Genomic DNA, 22402 nt, shown 5'->3' with positions numbered 1-22402 from the left:
CATTGTTTCGGTCATTAACGATGAAATTAACGGGCTTAATGGCTTTATTATTAATTGTTGCACTTATCGCTTCACAGACGGTCAATTATGTACAAATGGCGTCTGTTATGAAAAAAGATGCAAAAGTGCGCGCTGAGGAGCTTGTGACAGGGCTTGTTGACGATATTGAACATAGCTTCGCTAGCCAAGAAGATGCGCTAAAACAATTTAGTGAAACGAAAGGTTTTAAGACGTTTACAAAAACGGAAGATGCACAACTTTGGCAAGATATCGACCAACAATTCGCGGCGTTTTTAAACATTCATAAAAAAGTACAATTAGCTTACATCGGTACGGCAAACGGCAAGATGTATACGACGCCAGCTGTCGATTTGCCGCCAGATTTTGACCCGACGACGCGTCCGTGGTATAAAGCGGCCGTAGCAACGCCTGATAAAGTTATTTGGACTGAGTCATACGTCGATGCGGTAACGAACGACTACATCGTCACGATCGCTAAAGCGATCGTTGAAAACGGTCAAGTGATCGGCGTGATCGGCTTGGACGTTTCATTGAATACACTTGCAGAGACGGTCGAACAGTTCCGCGTCGGCTACAACGGCTATCCTGTCTTGTTTGACCAAAATAAATTGGCGATCGTTCATCCACAGTTTAAAGGAAAAGATATGTCTGACCATCCGGTTGTAAAAACGATGTTTGCAAAAGAACAAGGAGCTTATGAATACGAGCAAGATGGCGAAAAACGATTGCTATATTTTGCGACGATTCCAAAGTTGAACTGGAAAGTCGGTGTCGTATATAAAGAAAAAGATTTATTAGCGACGTTAACAACAATCGGAAAAACATCATGGACGATTGTTGTCATCGCGACAATGGTTGCTTCGCTTCTTATTTATGCCGTATCGCGTTCGATCGTCAAACCAATTATTCAGCTCAATGAGCGTGTGCAACAAGTGGCGACCGGCGATTTAACGGTGCGCGTTGAGCCGAAAGGAAACGACGAAATTGCCCAGCTCACGAGCCACTTTAACGACATGGTATCTCATATGCGTTCGCTTATTGGCGAAGTGGATCGTTCCGTTACGGAACTTGGCGCTGCGGCCGATCATTTAAGCGCGGTGTCTGAAGAAACGATGGCGACGAGCGAACAAGTGACGACGGCGGTGACCGATATTGCAAAAGGCGTATCAGAGCAGGCGAGCAATTTAGATGCGATGAACGACCGTATGAACGACTTATCTGAAAAAATGGGTGCGGTGACGCAATCGGCAGAACGGGTGAAGCAGCTTTCCGACGAAACGAAAGACGCAAGTTATATGGGCATTGAAAAGTTAAATGTACTTCAAGCGAAATCAGCGGAATCGCAAAATGAATTGCGCTCTGTTGAAACAGTGATCGCTGATTTAGGGGAAAAAATGAAACAAATTGGCGCCATCATTCAAACGATTACAGACATTTCTGCTCAAACGAACCTTTTAGCGTTAAACGCTTCGATCGAAGCGGCGCGCGCAGGTGAGCACGGAAAAGGATTTGCGGTCGTCGCAGAAGAAGTGCGGAAACTCGCGGAGCAATCGGCACAAGCGACAGAACAAATTCGTCAAACGATTACGTCGATTCAACAACAAGCTTCTCTTGCGACCGAAGCGGTTGACCATACGAAACAAATGAACGACCAGCAACAACAAGCGGTCAACGAAACGGCCGAGTCGTTCATGCATATTGCAACAATGATGGAACAGTTAACGTCAGCGATCGAACATATTTTTACACAAATTCATGACGTCAATGAAAATAAAGAACAAATTGTTGCAGCGTTACAAAACTTAGCAGCAATTTCAGAACAATCGGCTGCATCGGCAGAAGAAGTGTCCGCATCATCGGAAGAACAGTTAAAAGCGTTAAGCACTGTCACAGAAGCAGCAGAGCGGTTAAACGACATGAGCCGCACGTTGCAGCAATTGATTCATCGCTTTCGTGTATAAAGCTAGGTATAATGCCTAGCTTTTTTTACATTTCAGTAACAATTTTTTTCCTTGATTTTTGTTTATATAATCATTACGATAAATTTAGGATGAAAGACCTATATTTGTTTGTTTTTTTGGAGGAGAGGGATATGGATGGCTCGCTTATGGCGGCGTTAGAAAGTTTGCGCATTGCGCTTCATGTGACGCGCGTGGCCATTTTTCGTTTACATACAACCGCCCAAACGTATACGTTACAACGCATTCATCATATACAAACACCCTCTTCACGTCCTCTGAAGCATGATGATATCGTGCTTGCGACAGAACACGCCCATTGTTTTGCCCATTTGTATGACGGAAATGTATTTGTCGGGCATACAGATGAATTAGAAGGTGATGTGCGCACTATTTTTGAGGAATGGGACATTCAATCGTTTATGATCGCTCCGATTTTTATTCACGATGAGCGGTGGGGGTTTTTAAGCGTCGTCGATTGCGAACAAAAAAGGACGTTTCCCGCTCATGAACGCGCTATTTTTTTGGCAATTGCCCGCACGATTGGCGAATCGATTAAACGAGAACAAACGTTACATGAATTGCAGCGGATGAAACAAGAAATGGAACAAATGAATGCGACGTTGCAACGAAAAGTGGAAGAAGAAGTGCGTAAAAACCGCGAAAAAGATTTTATGCTCATCGAGCAATCACGCTATGCGACGATGGGAGAAATGTTAAGAAACATCGCTCATCAATGGCGCCAACCGTTAAATGTGCTCGGCTTGCTTTTGCAAGATATACAAGAAGCGTATGCATATGGAGAACTAGACGAATTGTATTTGCGCACGTCCATTCAAAAATGTTTCATCCAAATTCAACATATGTCGCGAACGATTAACGACTTTCGCAACTTTTTTAAACCGCATAAAGAAGCGACATATTTTCGACCGATTCAAGCGATTCGCCAAGCGTTAAAAATTATTTCAGCGAGTTTAGATCATTACGGCGTTCACTTGCACGTCGAAAATCGCACGCGTGCGCATATGTACGGATTTCCGAACGAAATGAGCCAAGTGCTCATTAATTTGTTGACGAATGCGTGCGAGCAGTTTGTTGCGCGCGATATTGCACGACGAATCATTTGCGTGCGCACATATGCGGACGACTCGTTTATTTACATTCAAGTGAAAGATAATGCAGGCGGCATTGATGAAACAATACAAAAACATATGTTCGAACCGTATGTGACGACGAAAAAAGACGGAACAGGGCTCGGATTATATATGTCAAAAATGATTGTCACGAAAATGAACGGGGATGTATTCGTTTCATCATCGCAAAAAGGAGCGACGTTTACGATTCGCATGCCGCGATATGAAAGGGGAAGGGGATTATGATTACGGTACAAACAGATATTAAAGTATTGTATGTTGAAGATGAGCCGGGCGCGCGCGATATGTTAACGCGTTTATTAAAACGGCGCATTCGCGATGTAAAAGTCGCGAAAAACGGTCAAGAAGCGCTCGAACTATTTATGACGTTTCGACCTGACATCGTCATTACAGATATTAAAATGCCTTTCTTGAATGGGTTAGAACTCATCCGCCATATTCGCACGATTGATGAGCATGTGCAAATTATTATTACGACTGCCTATGACGACAACGATTTTTTCATTCGCGCCATCGAATACGGGGTAAATCATTTTATTTTAAAGCCAATTGACCATGAAAAATTTTTGCAATCGTTGCAACATTCGATTTATCAACGTCAGCTCGAACTTGAGCTTGAAAAACAAAAACAATATACGCGCACCATTATCGACTTTCAAGAAAACTTAATATGCATTTTAAACGATGAACGGTTGTTAGATTGCAATTTATCGTTTCAACGTTTTTTCGGGCAAGAACAAATGGAAAAACTTCGTGCCGGTCGGGCGCACGTATGCGATTATTTTCTTCATGAACCCGGCTATTTTTATATGAAAGGGGAAAGGCGTTGGATTCGTCCGCTTATTGACCGCACCATTCCGTTTTTAAAGGTAAAACTGATGTGTAAACAAGGGGAAGAGCACGTCTTTTTAGTGAAAGCGACGTCGTTTCCAGATGAATCGGAGTCGTATTTAGTCGTCTTTACCGACATTACTGCACTTGAAGAAGAAAGCAAGCGAAACGAGTTTTTAGCGACGAAAGACCCGCTCACAAAAACGTTTAACCGACTAAAATTTGATGAGTTTTTTACGCGTGAAATTCAGCGCGCGAAGCGATACAAACATACATTTTCCATCATTTTATTTGACATTGATCATTTTAAAAAAGTGAACGATACGTACGGACATGACGTTGGTGATGCGGTGTTAGTGCGCATGTGTGAAGCCATTTCAAACCGTTTGCGCGATTGTGACATTTTGGCGCGTTGGGGTGGGGAAGAGTTTATTATTTTAGCCCCTGCAACATCGCGAACAGGCGCGTATCGTTTAGCGGAATCGTTACGTCATTTAGTGGAAACCGTTCATTTCCCGAAAGTCGGGCATATTACGTGCAGCTTTGGCGTGTGCGAATATGAACAAGGAATGACGAAAGAGCAAATGGTGAAGCGAGCGGACGAAGCGCTATATGAAGCAAAGCGTGGAGGAAGGAATCGCGTCGTCGTTAGCGAATAGTATAGCGTGAGAGGAGGCGGATGAAATGAAAACAGCGATTGTTGCTGCGTCGAGCCAAGGGCTCGGTAAAGCGATTGCGACAAAACTCGTTTCGCAAGGCGTCCATGTCATGCTTGCGAGCCGCGATGAGCGAAAATTGCACGAAGTCGCTGAACAGTTAAATGCGCTCGGAAAAGGGAAGGCGGCATATACGGTGACGGATGTGACGAATCGAGAAATGATCGAGCAGCTAGTAGAAAAAACGGTGGAAACGTTCGGCGACATTCATTTGTTAGTCAATAACTCTGGGGGACCACCGACAGGGACGTTTGCGACGTTGACAGACGATGATTGGCAACGAGCGTTTGAGTTAAATGTGTTAAGCTACGTGCGTCTTATTCGCGCAGCGTTACCGCATTTGAAAAAGACGAAAGGAAAAATTGTAAATATCGCCTCATCGTCCATTAAAGAGCCGATTCCGGGACTGCTTCTTTCCAATACGTTTCGCCTCGGCATCGTCGGTTTGACGAAAACGCTCGCGCAAGAGCTCGCCCCGTATGGCATTTTAATTAATACCGTTGCACCGGGACGCATTGCGACAGAGCGTGTCGCCTATTTAGACGAACAAAATGCGAAAAAGCTCGGCATTCGCAAAGAAGAACTAGAAGCGCGCATGAAAGCGACGATTCCGCTCGGACGTTATGGCACGCCAGAAGAATTTGCGAACGTCGTCGCCTTTTTATTGTCCGATGAAAATACGTATATGACAGGACAGTCGCTTGTAGTGGATGGCGGCATGGTGAAAGCGATTTAAAATGAGGTGAAACATATGCAAACGATCGGTTTTATTGGGCTTGGTGTGATGGGAAAAAGCATGGCGCGACATTTGCTTCGGGCAGGTTATTCGCTCATCGTATATACGCGGACAAAAGAAAAAGCGGAGGATATATTGGCGGAAGGGGCAGTATGGAAAGATGCGGTGAAAGACGTCGCTAAAGTGGCAGACGTCGTCATGACGATGGTCGGCGAGCCGCACGATGTCGAGCACGTATATTTTGGTGACGACGGCATTCTTGCAAATGCAAAACGGGGGACGTATGTCATTGACTTTACGACGTCTAAGCCATCGCTTGCGGTACGCATTCACGAAGCGGCGAAAGAAAAAGGGATATTTGCCCTTGATGCACCTGTATCAGGAGGCGATATTGGTGCGCGCGACGGCACGTTATCTATTATGGTTGGCGGCGATAAAGAGGCGTTTTCGGCATGCATGCCGCTTCTTTCTCATTTAGGAAAAAATATCGTTTGGCAAGGAGAAGCAGGGGCGGGACAACATACGAAAATGTGCAATCAAATTGCGATTGCGACAAATATGATCGGCGTATGTGAAGCGCTCGTGTATGCGGAAAAAGCAGGATTAGATCCGGAACGAGTGTTGCGAAGCATTTCACAAGGTGCAGCATCCAGCTGGTCGCTTTCCAACTTAGCCCCAAGAATGCTTGCGGGCGATTTTGCTCCCGGTTTTTATGTGAAACATTTTATTAAAGACATGGGCATTGCGCTTGCAGAAGCGGAAACGCTCGGCTTGTCGCTTCCGGGGTTAAAGCTTGCGAAACAGTTGTATGAATCGCTTGCTGAACGGGGAGAAGGACAGAGCGGGACGCAGGCGTTATATAAATGGTATAAAGAATGGTAAAAAGGTGCTTTTAGCGAGCACCTTTTTTTACGTATGACTCGATGCGATCGAGACCTTTTTGTAACGCATCGATCGAGCAAGCGTATGACAAGCGAATATATCCTTCGCCGTATGTAGAAAACGCACTTCCTGGCACGACCGCTACTTTCGCTTCCTTTGCAAGCTTGAGGGCGAACTCAAATGAGGAGTGATGAAACGTTGCGATCGATGGAAAAATGTAAAACGCTCCGTTCGGCTTTTGTACGTGAAAGCCTATGGTGCAAAGGCGGTCGTACACATATTCCATTCGTTCAGCATATTGCTTTTTCATCTCCTCGGCATCGTTTATTCCGACCGTTAACGCTTCTAGCGCTGCTTTTTGTGAAATGGACGTCGCGCATGAAACGTTATATTGATGCACTTTTAATATATGCTCAATGACCCATTGCCGCGCAAATAAAAGACCGATGCGAAATCCGGTCATCGCATGCGATTTGCTGACGCCGTTAATGACGATCGTTTGATCCGGAAGCCATTTTGCAATCGACTCATGCGTGCCTGTAAACACAAGTTCACTATAAATTTCATCCGAAATGACCCATATCGGTTTATTTTTCACGAGCTCAGCGATTTGTTGCAATTCTTCGCTCGTTAACGTCATTCCTGTCGGGTTGGACGGATATGGAAGCACGATACAGCGCGTTCGCTCAGTTATAAACGGCTCGATTTGTTCAGCTAACAGTTTAAAATTTGTTTGGCGCGTATCGACATAGACAGGCGTAGCACCACATAAACGAATAATCGGCTCGTACCCTGGATAAATCGGGGCAGGGAGAATGACTTCCGAGCCTTCTGTTAAAATGGTGCGAAACGCAATATCAAGCGCTTGGCTTGCTCCGACAGTGACGATTACTTCATCGGTTGTATAGCGCAGCCCGTATTTCGTTTCAACAAAACGGCAAGCCGCTTCACGTAAAGGCAAGTATCCAGCATTATGCGTATAAGAAGTAAATTGTTCATCAAGCGCTCGCTTCGTTGCTTCTTTAATATGTTCCGGCGTCGGAAAATCGGGCTGCCCAATTGTTAACGAAATGATATCTTTTTCTTGTGCGACGAGATTAAAAAATTGACGAATGCCAGATAACTGAATATGTTGTACACGTTCATTGATCGGAAGCATCATCGTTTTTCACCTTTCTTCATTTTCTTTTTATTAAACAATAAAAGGTGAACGTTTCGCAATGTGTTTTTGCGTCAAACGTCCACCTTATGTGCTGTTCTGTCGTTTCACAGTCGATCATGCGCGCACATCCTCCAAATGACGATAGCGTTCTCGAAGCTCGTTGTATTGTTGTGCGAGGGTTAGAAACAACGCTTCATCCCGTTGCTCAAGCGCCTTGTCAATATCGCGCATGAGCCGATCTCTTTCGTAGCGAAACAACGCCTGTTCGATCACAAATTGTGCTGCTTGTTTGTAATCTGTGAGATCATACGGTTGAGATACGAGTGCCATATCATTGTACTTTTCAAACATGTTTCATTCCCCCTTAGAGAGAAGAATATTCTTCTCCTTTTCTACATTATAAAGAGTTTTTTGTAAATTGTAAATAAAATTTTGAAAAATGAAAACAAAAAAATAAAAGCTGACGAATGCCAGCTTTATATATTAATAACCGTAATCCCAGTCGATTTCTTCATCATGCCAAAGAACCGCTTCTGTTTCTTCGTCTGCGACTTCTTCCAGTTGTTCTTTTTCTACATCTTCTAAAATCGTAACCGTATGATTTTCTTCAAAAAGAATGGCTAACCCTTTCATTTTGACACCTTCTCTTTTCGTGTTTTTCTTCACAAACATTGTAACGCCCTTCGCTTGTCCACGTCTATGATGTTCATAAAGATGTCAATGTTTTTGTTTTTTCTGAAAATACGAACACATTTATGTCCGTTAGCGAGTGTGCTACAATACAAAAGGAACAATGATCAGGAGGCATCACATGTTTAGCGCTGTTATTAAACCGCTCGTTGTCAATATTACTATTTTATTTTCACTCGTTTTTAATGCAAATTTATTTTTTCCATTTCGCCGAAAAATGATGCTCACTTGGAAACAAAAAATGATGTACGGCGTTGTGGCATCGTTTACTGCCGTTTTATGTATGATGTATCCGATCCAACCGTTAGCGAAAACGAACTTTGACTTTCGTATGATCGTCATTTTAGTGACGACATTATATATCGGAAAAACGGCTGGGCTATTATGTACGCTCACCGTTGTGATCGGACGATTTATGATCGGCGGCCCGTTTGCTTATGCGGGAGTGATCGTTTCCGTATTCGCATACGTTGTCGGCATGTTGTTTCGCTCGTCTTTTTTTAACGTCAAAAGAAAAATATTGTATGGACTTATGATCGTTTTTATTTATCTCATTTTATATATCGCAACGATTATGTACGCCGTTCCGCCGCTTTCTTGGCGATTTTATGTCGTTTACTTCTCCTTTTTTATCGCGATGTTTTTAGCGCTCGTTTCCGTCATCGAACGTCTCATTCAATTTAACGAACAGTTTGACGATATGATTTACGTCGATAAATTAGCGACAGTAAGCGAAATGGCCGCTTCATTCGCCCATGAAGTTCGCAATCCGCTCACGACGGTGCGTGGATTCGTCCAATTTTTAAGCAAAGATACGACCGATGAAAACGTAAAAAAGTTCGCTCCAATCATTTTAGAAGAATTAGATCGGACGAACGAAATTATTACAGAATATTTAACGCTCGCTAAACCAGCATCCTTTCAACTGCAAAAAGTGAACATCGATGACATTTTACATACCTCTGTCCATTTATTAAGTCCGCTCGGTACGATGACGAACGTGTCGCTACATCTCTACACAGAAGGTAAAAGCGACGTGTATGGCGATGCGCATTATTTAAAACAAGCGCTCTTAAACGTGATGAAAAACGGGATTGAAGCGATTGAATACGGTGGGGCGGTGACGGTTCATAAAACGGTCGATGAAAAAGAAAAGGAAGTCATTATCACGATTCGCGATACAGGAAAAGGAATGACTGAAGATGAGCTGAAAAATATCGGCTTGCCGTACTATACGACAAAATCGAAAGGAACCGGGCTTGGAAGCATGATCGCCTCTCGGCTCATTCGCCAAATGGGAGGAACGATGGCGTACGAAAGCCGACTGAATGAAGGAACGACGGTCACGATTACATTACCGCTATATGAAGGGGATTAGTCCCCTTCTTTTTTCATATAGTCGATAAACATCGTGATCGTATCGATCGTAAAAGTCGACAGCGGTTCAGATAAGTGAGAAAACATCCATAGTTTTAATGCCCCAAAATATAGTTGAAGAGCGATTAACGAAAGCGTTTCGGAAGATCGTTTCGTTCGAATGTCTCCGCATCGTTTCCCTTCTTCAAATATGTTCGTCAACATATGAATAAAAGGAGTGAACGGAAGCGTCTCTTGTTGTTTTCCCGTATAAATATGTACCATGGATTTCGTCACTTCTTTTCCGAGTTTTTCGTGCATCGTTGTTAATTCATAAAACAACTGCTCGATTTGCTTATGCCACGTTCGTTCCTCGCTTTCTTGCACTCTTTTGCATACACGTTCTACATGGGTGGAAAATACGCTTTGTAATACTTCTTCTTTCGTACGAAAATAATTAAAAAATGTTCCTTTCGCCACGCCAGCTTCATTCGTAATTTGCAAAACGGTCGTTTGCTCATACCCTTGTTTTTGAAATAATTGAAGGGCGGTTTGTTGGAGCAATATTCTCGTTTGCTTTTTTTGTCGCTCTCTTTTCATTATGAATCCCCCGTCATCATCTTCTACTTTTATTATAGTGATTTTTACCTAGGAATAAAGTATTATTAAAAAAGATGAAAATTTTGTTTAGACATGTATGATTCGCATATATATGGAAAGAAGCGTGAAAAGGAGGGAATGGACATGTGGGGCGTCGATTCAGCTGCAAAAGTGACGGAAACGTTGCTTACGTGTGTCAGAACACAATACGGTTTTCCGCAATTTTGGGGAAGATATGTGACGACGGTGCCGAACGTATCGGACGGTTTGACGAAAGAGGAAATTGCATTTATTCGAGGGCGCGGCATAAAAATTGCACCGATTTACAATGCGTTTCGTGAGGCGACACAATACGAAAAAGGAAGAACGGCAGCGCGAAATGCGATTTTTCATGCGCGCAGATTAGGCATTCCGAAAAATAAAGTCATTTTTGCCAATATTGAAGATGAATTTCAAGTAGATGCCGCATGGATTCAAGCATGGGTCGATACGTTTTATCCGAGCGGATATCGTCCGGGTATATACGCCAATCCGACGAAAGGAGCGTTTGGTGCAGCGTATTGTGAAGCGGTAAAAAACGATGAACGAATCGCCCAACAAACGATCATATGGAGCTCATACCCGCGTCCGGGGGCGACGCCAGCGGCCAAAGCACCGACGTATCGCCCGAACGTGCCGAATTGCCGCGCGAACGTTTGGATGTGGCAATATGGGCGCGATGCCGACCGTTGCGCCATTGATACGAACGTGGCAAACCGAAAAATAAGCGACTATTTGTATTAAAAATATTTTTCGTCCGCGATAAGAAGTATGATAAAATAACGGTAAATGATGTCGTAATGGAGGCTGTTTTATGGAAAATAAACATGGAATTTTATTAGAAAGTGGGACGAATGAACTAGAAATTGTCGAATTTTTAATTGGTGAAAACCGATTTGCGATTAACGTCATTAAAGTAAAAGAAATTATTCATCCGATTGCACCGACAAAAGTGCCGCATGCCCATCCATACATCGAAGGCATTATTGAATTGCGCGGTGAAGTGCTACCGCTTATTGATTTAGCGAAAGCGCTCGGCTTTGGGCCATCAAACAATCCAGCGCAAGATAAATATATTGTTGCGGAGTTTAATCAACAAAAAGTAGTGTTTCACGTCCATAACGTCACACAAATTCATCGCATATCATGGAAACAAATCGAAAAGCCGTCGCAAATGTATCAAGGATTGGAAAGCCAAATTATCGGCGTTGTGAAATTAAACGGCCATATGATTTTATTGCTTGACTTTGAAAAAATCGTCGTCGATATTAACCCGCAATCGGGCATTCATGTCGAGCGTGTGAAAAAGCTTGGCAAACGTGAGCGGTCGAATAAAAAGCTAATCGTTGCGGAAGATTCACCGTTGTTACGTAAGCTTCTTCACGACACGCTCGCGGAAGCAGGGTATGTATATGTCGAGTTTTTTGAAAACGGCGAAGATGCGTTACATTATTTACAATCGATCGTCCAAAAAGGAAAGCCGGTGGAAAGCGAAGTGCAATTAGTCATTACCGACATTGAAATGCCGCAAATGGACGGCCATCATTTAACGAAGCGCATTCGCGAAGATGAAACATTAAAACATTTACCAGTCATCATTTTCTCCTCGCTTATTACCGACGATCTTCGTCATAAAGGGGAGCGCGTTGGAGCGACAGCACAAGTAAGCAAACCGGAAATTGCCGAGCTTGTGCAAATGATTGATCAATATATTTTGTAGTAGGGGATGGCTATGGATCGTTATGAAAAATATCGCCAACATTTTTTAAAAAATATCCGCAAACGGTTAGAAGAATGGGAAACGGTAGATGAAATTGCCCATCAAGACGTGTACCGCCTACTTCATTCCATCGCTGGCACGGCCGCGATGATCGGAATGACGGATATCGGAAATTATGCGCGCCAGTTAATGGAACAATGGGGAGAAGACGAAAGAAAAAAATGGAAAGCGACAGATGTGAAAGAGCGGCTAGCCCCGCTTTTTCAACTTTGTTATGAACAACAAATTGAAGAAGTGGCAAAAGGAAAACAAGGGACGAAAAGAGGAGACGAACCGACCGTTTTGCTTATTGATGATGATCCATCGTTTTTAATGTATGTGAAAGAACAACTGGAACAAAACGGATGGTACGTTGTCGCGATTGCCGATCCGGTCAAAGCGGTCGCTTTGTTTTACGATGTCCGCCCGGATTGTGTCGTCATTGATATTCATATGGGGAAAAAAACAGGGTTTGAAGTATTAACGTTTTTAAAAGAAAAATTAAAACAACAATTTATCCCGATGATTATGGTGAGCATTGATGATCGAAAAGAAACGCGCATAAAAAGCTATGAAATGGGCGCTGACGATTTCATTCCAAAACCGTTTGAGATCGACGAATTTATCGTACGTATTCGCCGTCAACTTCAGAGAAAGCAACTAATTGACGAACTGCTTCTTTTAGATGAACTGACGCACGTCTACAACCGAAAATATATAAAACAAGCATATGAACAATTAAAAAGCGATTGGCATCGCACGCACGAACCGTTTTGTTTAGCGGTGCTTGACATTGACCATTTTAAACGAGTCAACGACCAATACGGACATTTAATTGGTGATGTCGTTTTAAAACAATTTGCGCAATTTTTAAAAGCGAACGTCCGTGCACGCGATATCGTCATTCGTTTTGGCGGAGAAGAATTTGTTGTATTATTGCCGGCAACAGAAGCGGCAGAGGCGTTTCTTGTGTTTGATCGCCTGCGTGAACAGTTTGAACGGATGACGTTTCAAAGTGGCGATGTGACGTTTTCGTGTACGTTTTCAACGGGCATTGTTGAAGTGAACGATCCAACGAAGCCGATCGGCCATTGGATTGAATTGGCCGACTCTGCACTATATGAAGCGAAAAATACAGGAAGAAACTGCGTCGTGCTTGCGAAACAACAAAAAGCATCACATCGTCGCACGGTGAAAGTCGCGATTGTCGATGATGATGCCATTGTGCGCGCGATTGTGACAGACGTCGTCCAAAAAATGTTTACGAAAGAAAAAGTGACGCTCGATTTGCGCGCGTTTAAAGATGGCGAGCAGTTTATGACGTCCGATTGGCATGATGGAAAAGAACCGTGCCTCGTCATTTTAGATAGGGTGATGCCGAAAATGGATGGACTTGAAGTGTTACAACAACTGCGAAACCGAAAAGACTCCTCGCGGTATAAAATCATTATGTTAACAGCAAGAAAAAGTGAAAACGATATTGCCCGTGCGCTGGAGCTCGGTGCAGATGACTATATGACAAAGCCGTTTAAGTTGCTTGAGCTTGAAGCAAGAATACGCCATATATTAAAAAGGATGAATTAGTCGTGTTCCATGAACTTGTTTTGTTTGCTGTCATCGTCGTCGCTTTATTCACCGCTTTACTTGTGATGTTTCTTTATTTAGTTGTTCGAAAAATAAAAGATGGCAAATGGAAACGAGAAGTAAAAAGGTATAAACAACGATATGAACCGGTGTTATTTCGCTACTTAGCTTACGGTGACGAACAAGTCCCTGCTCCGTCATCGTCTGCACAACATGTTGCGGTAATGGAACTACTCGATCATTTTATACGCGTTCTTGCCAATGAGGGCGTAAAGGAGAGGGCGACAACGTTAGCCGAGATGTATTTTGTCGATTATTTACGCGCACAACTTGCCCATCGGCGGCTCGGAAGAAGAATGAACGCCCTCTTTTTTATTGAAGATTTTCATCTTCGCTCGCTCGTCCATGAGTTAGAAACGATGTACGAACAAAAACAGCTAACGCCGATGGAAAAGCGCCAACTGTTAAAAATGTTTGCGCTTTTTCAACATCCGAACGTATATGAATATATGAAACAAACGGATGAATCGTTTACGCAATTTGATTATCGCCTCATTTTATCGCGCATGGACGACCATATGTTTGCGAAAATGGTTGACCATTTTTTTGATTGGAATGAAAAAATACAATATGCGTTAATTGATATGATTGGCATTATGCAAAAACTTGCGCACGTTTCATTTTTGCGTACATTGCTTCAACATGAGCAAAGCGAATATCGCGTTCGTGCATTAAAAGCGTTAGCACAAATGGCATATCCACTCGACGTTGAACAATTGCGCGTTCATTTCCAATCTCCTGTTTGGCAAGAGCGTTTAATGGCATTACGACTGTGCGCACGTACGCGCCGGCAAGAAATGGTCGATCATATTGTTTTGTTAATGAAAGATGCTGTATTTTCCGTTCGATCGCAAGCGGCAGAAGCGTTGTTGCGCATGCCGAACGGACTGGACATACTCGAACATATTGCGCAAACATCAGACGATCGCTATGCGCGCGATATGGCGCTTGAATGGTTAGAAAGAGGTCGAGAACATGATTGAAATGGCGGCGATGTTCGTCTTTTATTTTATGCTGGCGGTCATTTTGTTTTATACGTTTTTACTCGTTGTTTCGTTCGTTCAATTGCGCCGCATGTACGAATTGGACGAATGGGAACCGTATGAAGAAATGCTCGATGTGAGTTATACGAAACCCATTTCGATTTTAGTGCCTGCCTACAATGAAGAAGCCGGCATTTTGGCGACTGTTCGTTCGTTACTTAGCATCGAATACCCAGAGTATGAAATTGTCGTCATTAACGACGGCTCAACCGACGATACGCTTGAGCGGCTGAAGAAAGATTTCGATCTCATTGCGATCAGGCGCGTCATTCGTGAACAACTCAAAACGAAACGTGTGCGCGCGGTGTATCGTTCACGCAAGTTTTCTCATTTATTTGTCATCGATAAAGAAAACGGCGGAAAAGCAGATGCATTAAATGCGGGCATTAATTTTTCAACGTATCCATACGTTTGTTCCATGGATGGCGACTCGGTCATTGAACGCCGCGCCTTTTTAAAAGTAATGAAGCCGATTGTGGACTCAGACGAAGACGTGATCGCCTCTGGCGGAAGTGTGCGCATCGCTAACGGCTGTGACATTGAAAAAGGGGAAGTAGTGCGCATAGGACTTTCCCGTCATCCGCTCGTCATTATGCAAGTCATTGAATATTTGCGCGCCTTTTTAATGGGACGTATCGGATTAAGCCGTCATAATTTATTATTAATTGTCTCAGGTGCCTTCGGTGCCTTTTCAAAACAATGGGTTATTCGTGCCGGCGGATATGCGCATACAGTTGGAGAAGATATGGAACTTGTCGTCCGACTTCATCGTCTCATTAAAGAAACGAAAGCAAATAAAAAAATTGTGTACGTGCCTGATCCGGTTTGTTGGACGGAAGCGCCAGAGTCGATGACCGATTTGCGCAAGCAACGGCGGCGCTGGCATCGCGGGTTGTTTGAAAGCCTTTGGCTTCATCGGCGCATGTGGTTTAACCCACGTTATGGCTCCATCGGGCTCGTGTCGATGCCATACTTTTTACTGATTGAATTTTTAGGTCCTGTTATTGAGTTGTTCGGCTACATCCTCATGATCGTTTCGCTCATCTTAGGAGATGTGTATATTGAATTTGCTATTTTACTATTTCTCATTTCTGTTTTGTACGGTTCAATTTTTTCCATGGCTGCCGTGTTATTAGAAGAATGGACGGTGCGGAAATTTTCGAGCGTCTCAGACGTTGTGTACCTCTTTTTTTATTCATTTACTGAAACGTTATGGTATCGCCCGTTGACGGTGTTATGGCGCTGTGAAGGAATCATTGATGTGCTGTTAAAAAGAAAAGGATGGGGAAAAATGAAAAGAAAAGGTGTGTCGAAATGATGAACAAACAACGTTGGCTCGTTTTATATATCGTCTTTATTTTTCTGATCATTTCTTCACCGTATTGGTTATGGAAAATAAAACCTGACACGACGTTACACGTGTTGATTGTCAATAAAACGGTTCCAGATGATACGTATCGTGAACATAAAGGGCTCGTTTGGCTATTAAACCAACAAAAGTACGTGAAGCCAAACGGAACGCGCTACGATGTGAAAAAAGATTATGTCGGGTTTATGCCGACGACAAAAAAAGAGCGACCATGGCCGACATCGTTACAATCGTATGATGTCATTTATGTCGCCGATACGTACGGCGTATATGAAAATGATTTGACGACAAAAAAAAAGAAAGGGAAGCGCTCAAAAAAAGTGTACGGTGGCTTGACGGAACAAGAAGTCAATCGATTGCACGAGGCGATGTTTGCCGGAAACAAAACGCTCATCGCCGAGTTTAATTCGTTTGCAAGCCCGACGGATCCGTCTGTTCGCAACAAATTTTATAGTTTATTAAACGTCGAATGGACGGGCTGGATTGGCCGCTATTTTCCGAAACTTGAAGATGACGAAGTGCCTGGTTGGGTAAGAGAAAATTACGAAAAACAATATGAGAAACGATATGCATTTACCGGTCCGGGTTATGTGCTTGTTGATGAACACGATCGGCTCGTCATTTTGGATAAAAAAGAAATAGGAAAACAAGGGGTGCTTTTTACTCCGACGAAAAAAGGAGAAAAAAAGCTTGCGATAGAAGGTTCCATTCCGTATTCGTATTGGTTTGATGTCGTAAAGCCTATACATAATGAGGAAGTGTTAGCGACATATACGCTGTCGTTATCGGAAAGTGGGAAAGAAAAATTACAAGCGCTCGGGTTGCCGACGGCGTTTCCAGCCGTTGTTCATCATCGCAATGCGCGCTATGAGGCGTATTACTTTTGTGGTGATTATGCAGATGAAGGAGATGTACCGAGCATATATCAAACGGTCGGCATCGACGTATGGCGTAAATGGACGACGCGCCACGACCCGAATAGCACCGCATCGTTTTATTGGAAAGCGTATGTTCCAATGATGAAAACGATTTTTCAATCGATGCATCATGATGAAAAACGTACGGTCGAACGAACGATTGCGAAAACAGACGACGGGATTCAACTCGCGGGACGCGTCGGAGAGCAATATATACAAATTTATCAAAACGGAAAATGGAAAAACATGTTGTTAAAAGGGGTCAATATGGGAATCGCAAAACCGGGTCATTTCCCGGGTGAAACGGCGATTACGAAAGAAGAATATTTCCGTTGGTTTAAACAAATTGGGGCGATGCATGCCAATGCGATTCGTGTGTACACGATTCACCCGCCTGCGTTTTATGAGGCGTTTTACGAATATAACGAAATCGCCGAGCAGCCTTTATATTTATTTCATGGGGTATGGGTGAATGAAGAAACGTTTTTGCGCACAAACGATGCGTTTGCAAAAGAAAATACGGATGAATTTGTTGCGGAAATGAAACGAACGATCGATATCGTTCACGGGCGCGCAAACATCCCAGCTCGTCCAGGGCATGCGAGCGGCATATATCGATACGATATTTCGCCGTATGTGCTCGGCTGGATTTTTGGGGTCGAATGGGAACCGACGGTCGTTCATGCGACAAATACGAAACATGCGGGATTACTAGATTATAAAGGGACGTATGTGTACACAAAAGATGCGTCACCGTTTGAAATTTGGCTTGCGCGCATGATGGATGAAGCGATCGCATACGAAACGAAAACGTACGGCTGGCAACGTCCGGTCAGTTTCACAAACTGGGTGACGACGGATTTGTTAACACATCCGAGCGAGCCGTTAGAAAAAGAAGATTTCGTATCGGTAAACCCGAACGTCATATATCCGACAAATAAAATGCATAGCGGCTTGTTTGCGTCGTATCACATTTATCCGTACTACCCAGACTTTTTAAACTATGAGCCGAAATATGTGAATTACATCGATCATCGCGGCGAGAAAAACAACTATGCTGGCTACTTAAACGATATGAAACGAGCGCATCGCATGCCGATTGTCGTCGCCGAATTTGGCGTGCCGTCATCGCGCGGAATGACGCATCGCAACGTATATGGGATGAACCAAGGGTTTCATTCCGAACAAGAACAAGGAATGATCAACAAAAAATTGTTTGAAGACATCGTTCATGAAAACATGGCAGGCGGTTTTATTTTCACATGGCAAGATGAATGGTTTAAACGAACGTGGAACACGATGGATTACGATAATCCTGACCGTCGTCCGTTTTGGTCTAACGCGCAAACGAACGAACAACAATTCGGTTTACTTAGCTTTGATCCAGCGGAAAATGAAACGATGATGATCAAAGTCGACGGACGAAAAGAAGATTGGGCATTTCAACAAATTGCTCCTGCCTTTCGACAAGACGGGCGTGCGCTCTATATGACGAGCGATGAACGGTACGTTTACATTCGTTACGACACAACGGTTAAACAAGACAAAGACGTCTATATATTGTTTAATACCGTACCGAATCAAGGGCAAGCGACCATTCTTGATGTGCCGAACGTACGAACAGAAGGCGTCGATTTCGTTCTCCATTTGCGCGGTGAAAAAGAAGGACGATTATGGATTGATAGTTATTACGATTCGTTTTATTATCATTACGGACACATGTTAAAGATGATTGACCGTTTGCCGTATGCGAACAAAAAAAATAACGGTATATATCATCCGATTCGTTTGACGCTCAATAAAAAATTACAAATTAAAGGAAAAACGTATCCGTTCGATTTTTACGAAACAGGCGTCATGACGTTTGGTACAGCAAATCCGAACGATAAAGCATACAATTCTTTAACAGACGTAAGCGTCAGCAAACAAAAAGATGGGTATGAAATTCGCATCCCGTGGGCGCTTTTAAATATGAAAGACCCGAGCATGCACGAAGCGATGGGAGATATGTGGCAAGGCGGGCTAGCAAGCAGCCGAACGATTGACGGCATTCGCGTTGGCGTGTATGAAAAAGGATTTTCGTATCCTGAACATTTAGATGCAAAACATTTTTATACGTACACATGGAACGGTTGGGAACAACCGACATATCACGAACGGTTAAAACGTTCGTACACGATTGTGAAACAAATATATGAAAAAGTAGAAGGAGAGGGGAAATAATGGCGAAAATTTTGTTAGCGGAAGATGAAGAAGTGTTGCGCATGCTCGTTGTCGATACGCTAGAAGATGAAGGGCATGACATCGATGAAGCGTGCGATGGGGAAGAAGCGTTGGAGATGATTAAACAAAACGATTACGATTTAATTTTACTTGATTATATGATGCCAATATATACCGGTTTAGAAGTCATTCAACAAGTGCGTCAAATGCCCGATAAAAAACATGTAAAGATTATGATGCTATCGGCAAAAAGTCAACAGGCGGATCAACAACGTGTACTAGACGCTGGCGCCGACTATTTTATGGCAAAGCCGTATAGCCCGCTTGAATTAGTGCAACGAATCGAGGCGATTTTACATGGAGAAGATGCGTAACTATTTTCGGCAAAGCTTAGCAAGACAATTTGTCGTGCTCGTCACTAGTTTTTTAGTCGTCTTTGTCATCGGGGCGGCATCTTTGTTTCTATATCAAACGTCGTTAACGTCGACGTTTGAACGAAAAAAAGAACAAATCGAAACGAAGATGAAATATGCCCAAGAAATTGAACGGGCGTTTAACCAGGCGTTTTCTGATACGCGCGGCTATTTAGCGTTCAACCGAAAAGAATTTAAATTAAGCATTTTTCGCGAACAAGAACATGTGCAAACCGCGCTTGATGCATTAGAGTTGGCAGCGACGACAAAAGACGATAAGCAATTTCTTTTAAAAGCGCGCCAGTTTGCTAGCTATTATTTCGGCACGCTCGTTCCGCAAGCGATTGAAGCGTTTGAAAACGGCAACATCCAAAAAGTATTAAGCTTATCAGAAAACGGCGGAACCGCATCGATTGAACAATTTCAATTTCAAATGAAAACGTACAAAAATACATTAAATGAACAGCTTGATGCGGAATTTCAACAGTTGCGCAATGATCAAACGACCGCGCAAACGGCGTTTATTTTATTCATTTTGACGATTTTGACGATTTTAATTACAATCGCGCGTATCATGATGACAAAAATCGGAAGACCGCTTAATGAACTTGCCAAAGTGGCTGAAAAAATGGCGAACGATGAGCAAGTCGTCTATGACGTCCGTGAAGCGAAAAATCGCGAAGATGAAATTGGAAAATTGGCAAACGCCTTTAAAAAAATGTTAACGAGCATTCAAGAAAAAGAAGAAAGCTTAATGGCGCACAACGAAGAATTGCTTGCGCAGCAAGATGAATTAGAGGTGCAACAAGCCGAGCTGGAACAAGCGCTTGAAACGATGCAGGCGCGAGAAAAAGAATTAAAGCGTCATAACGAATTTGTTCACGGACTATCGAGCTCATTGGATAAGCAAGACGTGTTGCAAAGCATCGTGTTTCATATGGCGCGCATTATGGAAGCGGATCGCGGCATGATCGTTTTAATGAACGACGAAAAAACGCATGCGGCATTCGGATTGTCGGCGCATGGGGTAGAACAGTTTTTAACATATATTTATAACGGTCTACATCAACGATTGTTTGAGCAAAAAAAGCCGTTTATGCTAAAACGGGAAGTTACAGCTTCTGAAAAAGGGTATCATGAAGAAACGATGTTTGTACATGACATCTTTTTGCCTGTTCTTTCGAATGAAAATGAAGTGGAAGCGATTTTAGTATTTAGTCGCTTCGGCGGACCGTTTTCTGATGAAGAGATTCAAGAATATGTCGGTTTAACGAAACAAATATCGATTTCACTGCAAAAAATTGCGCTATATGAACAGTCAGAACAAGCGCGCGAAACGGTACAACATATTTTAAATACAGTACAAGAAGGCATTCATTTTGTCGACAAGAACGGCAACAGCAAGATCGTCAATAAACAGATGGTTGCACTGCTGCAAAAACAATCGATTGCTGAACTTGAAGGTGCCAGTTACGAACAATGGGCGCGCGGCTTAGTTGAGCAATCTGATGCAGGGAAAACATTGTGCGACTATTTACAGTCGATTATTTTTAACGGCGATGAAGAACGTGAACCGTTTGTGTACCATTTACCGCAAAAACGAAAAGTCATTCAAGTGTACGCCAAGCCGTTATATCGCAATGGGGAGCGACAAGGGACGGTATTTGTCCATCGCGACATTACGAAAGAGTTTGAAGTCGACCAAATGAAATCGGAGTTTGTGAGCACCGTCAGCCACGAATTGCGCACGCCGTTATCAAGCGTACTCGGCTTTACGGAACTGATGTTAACGAAAGAGTTAAAGCCAGAACGGCAGAAAAAATATTTAACGACAATTTACCAAGAAGCGAAACGGTTAACGGCGCTAATTAACGACTTTTTAGATGTACAGCGAATGGAGTCTGGAAAACAAACGTACGACAAAAAATACGAAGATCTCGTTTCGATTATTGAAAACGTCATTGAAACGCAAAAAGTAAATACGACGATTCACCAGTTTCATGTCCGAAAAGAAACAGACAAAACGACGGTGCTCGGCGACCGCGACAAGCTCGCTCAAGTGTTTACAAACTTAATTAGCAACGCGATCAAATATTCGCCAGAAGGCGGCAATATTACAGTACGCATATACGAACGAGGCAATCGACTATGTGTCGATGTGCAAGACGAAGGGCTAGGCATTCCAGAAGAAGCGATCCCGAACTTATTTACGAAATTTTATCGCGTCGACAATTCCGACCGTCGCCGCATCGGTGGAACAGGTCTTGGACTGGCGATTGTAAAAGAAATTGTCAAAGCGCATGAAGGAGAAGTTACTGTCACATCCGAATTGAAAAAAGGAAGCACGTTTACCGTTTCCTTGCCGCTTGTCACGTTGGCGCGCGGTGGAGATGATGAACGCGAAACGGATGAAAAACAAGCGCATGCGCACGTCATTATTGTTGAAGATGATGAAAATTTAGCTGCGTTATTAGAAGCGGAATTAAAAGATAGCGGGTTTCGCGTCAAACTCGTCAAAGAAGGAAAAGAGGCGATTGAGCTCATTCAAAAAGAAAAACCGGATGCGGTCGTGTTGGACATTATGTTAGAAGAACATGACGCATCTGGTTGGGATGTGTTAAAAGCATTAAAACAAAATGAAGAGCTCGCCCATATTCCAATTATTATTTCTTCGGCGTTAGAAGAACGGGAAAAAGGAATGGCGCTCGGCGCAAATAGTTATTTAGTAAAACCATATCAACCGAGCCAACTATCGAAAACGATTTTGCAAATGTTGTTGAATAAAGAGCGACAAGGAGAAATTTTTGTCCCACTGAACGAGGAAGCCAATTAAGGTTTCCTCTTTTTTTTGCATAAAAAACGTTTGTCATTGCAAACTAGTAAAAAACG

General features: G+C 43.1%; 18 protein-coding genes. 14 read left to right on the top strand and 4 right to left on the bottom strand.

Annotated features, from left to right (window positions below; all coding sequences use genetic code 11):
- The first annotated feature begins 2 nt into the window (after positions 1-2).
- The 5 genes from EKC99_RS01375 (at position 3) to EKC99_RS01355 (ending at position 6298) form a co-directional block, all read left to right on the top strand.
- Positions 3-1982, top strand: a complete 1980-nt coding sequence (locus EKC99_RS01375) for a methyl-accepting chemotaxis protein (protein ID WP_075039399.1) — start codon at positions 3-5, stop codon at positions 1980-1982.
- Positions 1983-2113: 131 nt separating this feature from the next.
- Complete coding sequence (locus EKC99_RS01370) at positions 2114-3358, top strand: GAF domain-containing sensor histidine kinase (RefSeq protein ID WP_163150094.1); 1245 nt, start codon at positions 2114-2116, stop codon at positions 3356-3358.
- On the top strand, positions 3355-4623 hold the full coding sequence (locus EKC99_RS01365) for a GGDEF domain-containing response regulator (protein WP_021094498.1): 1269 nt from the start codon (positions 3355-3357) through the stop codon (positions 4621-4623). The genes EKC99_RS01370 and EKC99_RS01365 overlap by 4 nt, the downstream gene beginning before the upstream one ends.
- A 25-nt stretch (positions 4624-4648) precedes the next feature.
- The gene (locus EKC99_RS01360) at positions 4649-5416 is read left to right on the top strand and encodes an SDR family oxidoreductase (RefSeq protein WP_042533684.1); all 768 of its coding nucleotides are present in this window, start codon (positions 4649-4651) and stop codon (positions 5414-5416) included.
- A gap of 15 nt (positions 5417-5431) precedes the next feature.
- On the top strand, positions 5432-6298 hold the full coding sequence (locus EKC99_RS01355) for an NAD(P)-dependent oxidoreductase (protein ID WP_042533686.1): 867 nt from the start codon (positions 5432-5434) through the stop codon (positions 6296-6298).
- Positions 6299-6308: 10 nt separating this feature from the next.
- Here EKC99_RS01355 and EKC99_RS01350 read toward each other — a convergent pair whose 3' ends face one another.
- The 3 genes from EKC99_RS01350 to EKC99_RS01340 form a co-directional block, all read right to left on the bottom strand.
- Positions 6309-7460 (bottom strand): aminotransferase A, encoded by a 1152-nt coding sequence (locus EKC99_RS01350; RefSeq protein WP_042533688.1) that lies wholly within the window; start codon positions 7458-7460, stop codon positions 6309-6311.
- 114 nt (positions 7461-7574) lie between these two features.
- Positions 7575-7811 (bottom strand): IDEAL domain-containing protein, encoded by a 237-nt coding sequence (locus EKC99_RS01345; RefSeq protein WP_075039401.1) that lies wholly within the window; start codon positions 7809-7811, stop codon positions 7575-7577.
- Between the two features lie 132 nt (positions 7812-7943).
- Positions 7944-8132, bottom strand: coding sequence for a hypothetical protein (locus EKC99_RS01340; RefSeq protein ID WP_019418003.1), 189 nt, complete (start codon positions 8130-8132; stop codon positions 7944-7946).
- Positions 8133-8271: 139 nt separating this feature from the next.
- On the opposite strand from EKC99_RS01340, the gene EKC99_RS01335 reads away from it, so the two are divergent.
- Complete coding sequence (locus tag EKC99_RS01335) at positions 8272-9528, top strand: ATP-binding protein (protein WP_075039402.1); 1257 nt, start codon at positions 8272-8274, stop codon at positions 9526-9528.
- Here EKC99_RS01335 and EKC99_RS16125 read toward each other — a convergent pair.
- A complete protein-coding gene (locus EKC99_RS16125; RefSeq protein WP_075039403.1) occupies positions 9525-10106 on the bottom strand; it encodes a TetR/AcrR family transcriptional regulator in 582 nt (193 codons plus the stop codon). The genes EKC99_RS01335 and EKC99_RS16125 overlap by 4 nt on opposite strands.
- 144 nt (positions 10107-10250) lie before the next feature.
- Between EKC99_RS16125 and EKC99_RS01325 the strand changes: the two genes are divergently transcribed.
- The 8 genes from EKC99_RS01325 to EKC99_RS01290 all read left to right on the top strand — a co-directional run bounded on the left by EKC99_RS01325 (position 10251) and on the right by EKC99_RS01290 (position 22346).
- Positions 10251-10889, top strand: a complete 639-nt coding sequence (locus EKC99_RS01325) for a glycoside hydrolase domain-containing protein (protein WP_019418000.1) — start codon at positions 10251-10253, stop codon at positions 10887-10889.
- A gap of 70 nt (positions 10890-10959) precedes the next feature.
- Positions 10960-11865 (top strand): chemotaxis protein, encoded by a 906-nt coding sequence (locus EKC99_RS01320; RefSeq protein WP_019417999.1) that lies wholly within the window; start codon positions 10960-10962, stop codon positions 11863-11865.
- A gap of 12 nt (positions 11866-11877) precedes the next feature.
- Positions 11878-13488 carry a diguanylate cyclase gene (locus EKC99_RS01315; protein WP_163150091.1) on the top strand — a complete coding sequence of 537 codons (1611 nt, stop codon included), beginning with the start codon at positions 11878-11880 and terminating at the stop codon, positions 13486-13488.
- A gap of 2 nt (positions 13489-13490) precedes the next feature.
- Positions 13491-14531: a HEAT repeat domain-containing protein gene (locus EKC99_RS01310; RefSeq protein ID WP_163150088.1), complete on the top strand. Its 1041-nt coding sequence runs from the start codon at positions 13491-13493 to the stop codon at positions 14529-14531.
- The gene (locus EKC99_RS01305) at positions 14524-15909 is read left to right on the top strand and encodes a glycosyltransferase family 2 protein (RefSeq protein ID WP_163150085.1); all 1386 of its coding nucleotides are present in this window, start codon (positions 14524-14526) and stop codon (positions 15907-15909) included. Before EKC99_RS01310 ends, EKC99_RS01305 begins: the two co-directional genes overlap by 8 nt.
- Positions 15906-19100 carry a hypothetical protein gene (locus EKC99_RS01300; RefSeq protein ID WP_205597781.1) on the top strand — a complete coding sequence of 1065 codons (3195 nt, stop codon included), beginning with the start codon at positions 15906-15908 and terminating at the stop codon, positions 19098-19100. Before EKC99_RS01305 ends, EKC99_RS01300 begins: the two co-directional genes overlap by 4 nt.
- On the top strand, positions 19100-19474 hold the full coding sequence (locus tag EKC99_RS01295) for a response regulator transcription factor (protein WP_075039408.1): 375 nt from the start codon (positions 19100-19102) through the stop codon (positions 19472-19474). Before EKC99_RS01300 ends, EKC99_RS01295 begins: the two co-directional genes overlap by 1 nt.
- Positions 19458-22346: an ATP-binding protein gene (locus tag EKC99_RS01290; protein WP_163150082.1), complete on the top strand. Its 2889-nt coding sequence runs from the start codon at positions 19458-19460 to the stop codon at positions 22344-22346. Before EKC99_RS01295 ends, EKC99_RS01290 begins: the two co-directional genes overlap by 17 nt.
- Positions 22347-22402: the final 56 nt, after the last annotated feature.

Source organism: Anoxybacillus sp. MB8, from assembly GCF_011006755.1.
Lineage (GTDB): Bacteria > Bacillota > Bacilli > Bacillales > Anoxybacillaceae > Anoxybacillus > Anoxybacillus gonensis.
The sequence above is the reverse complement of the archived record's forward strand: the minus strand, read 5'-3'. Positions and strand labels throughout refer to the sequence as shown.

Coding starts and splice junctions, on each gene's coding strand:
- EKC99_RS01370 (WP_163150094.1), top strand. CDS start 2,114: ATGGATGGCTCGCTTATGGCGGCGTTAGAAAGTTTGCGCATTGCGCTT.
- EKC99_RS01365 (WP_021094498.1), top strand. CDS start 3,355: ATGATTACGGTACAAACAGATATTAAAGTATTGTATGTTGAAGATGAG.
- EKC99_RS01360 (WP_042533684.1), top strand. CDS start 4,649: ATGAAAACAGCGATTGTTGCTGCGTCGAGCCAAGGGCTCGGTAAAGCG.
- EKC99_RS01355 (WP_042533686.1), top strand. CDS start 5,432: ATGCAAACGATCGGTTTTATTGGGCTTGGTGTGATGGGAAAAAGCATG.
- EKC99_RS01350 (WP_042533688.1), bottom strand. CDS start 7,460: ATGATGCTTCCGATCAATGAACGTGTACAACATATTCAGTTATCTGGC.
- EKC99_RS01345 (WP_075039401.1), bottom strand. CDS start 7,811: ATGTTTGAAAAGTACAATGATATGGCACTCGTATCTCAACCGTATGAT.
- EKC99_RS01340 (WP_019418003.1), bottom strand. CDS start 8,132: ATGTTTGTGAAGAAAAACACGAAAAGAGAAGGTGTCAAAATGAAAGGG.
- EKC99_RS01335 (WP_075039402.1), top strand. CDS start 8,272: ATGTTTAGCGCTGTTATTAAACCGCTCGTTGTCAATATTACTATTTTA.
- EKC99_RS16125 (WP_075039403.1), bottom strand. CDS start 10,106: ATGAAAAGAGAGCGACAAAAAAAGCAAACGAGAATATTGCTCCAACAA.
- EKC99_RS01325 (WP_019418000.1), top strand. CDS start 10,251: ATGTGGGGCGTCGATTCAGCTGCAAAAGTGACGGAAACGTTGCTTACG.
- EKC99_RS01320 (WP_019417999.1), top strand. CDS start 10,960: ATGGAAAATAAACATGGAATTTTATTAGAAAGTGGGACGAATGAACTA.
- EKC99_RS01315 (WP_163150091.1), top strand. CDS start 11,878: ATGGATCGTTATGAAAAATATCGCCAACATTTTTTAAAAAATATCCGC.
- EKC99_RS01305 (WP_163150085.1), top strand. CDS start 14,524: ATGATTGAAATGGCGGCGATGTTCGTCTTTTATTTTATGCTGGCGGTC.
- EKC99_RS01300 (WP_205597781.1), top strand. CDS start 15,906: ATGATGAACAAACAACGTTGGCTCGTTTTATATATCGTCTTTATTTTT.
- EKC99_RS01295 (WP_075039408.1), top strand. CDS start 19,100: ATGGCGAAAATTTTGTTAGCGGAAGATGAAGAAGTGTTGCGCATGCTC.
- EKC99_RS01290 (WP_163150082.1), top strand. CDS start 19,458: ATGGAGAAGATGCGTAACTATTTTCGGCAAAGCTTAGCAAGACAATTT.